This is a genomic window from Streptococcus sp. 1004_SSPC (genome assembly GCF_001069025.1).
In the GTDB taxonomy this organism is placed as follows: domain Bacteria; phylum Bacillota; class Bacilli; order Lactobacillales; family Streptococcaceae; genus Streptococcus; species Streptococcus vestibularis.
Map to the genome: position 1 here is coordinate 1 of NZ_JWGQ01000026.1, position 302 is coordinate 302.

Here is a 302-nt window from a genome sequence, read left to right on the forward strand (position 1 = left end):
GCTACAACCTTAGCTGGATCTGGTGTACCAACAAAATCTTTGTTTGGTTGGAATGTAATAACTCCTGTTGTTGGATCAATTGTGTATGTTCCAACTTCTTTACCATCTTTAAGAGCTGGCATTGTTGTTACTTCGTTACCACTTGGGTCTACCAATTTAACAGTTGTCTTATCAATTGGGGCTACTTCATCACCTTGTTTGAACATTGACTCTGTGTCTTGAGTTTGTGGTTGACCTTGTTTTCCAGTTGTTTCTTTTGGTTCTGCTGTTGGTGTTACTGGCGTTACTGTTGGTGTGTAAGT

1 protein-coding gene is annotated in these 302 nt (G+C 39.7%); it reads right to left on the reverse strand.

Features of this window, described 5'->3' with window-relative positions; genetic code table 11:
• A partial coding sequence (locus ADF62_RS02370; RefSeq protein WP_048787993.1) for a hypothetical protein occupies window positions 1-302 on the reverse strand: 302 nt, incomplete at both ends.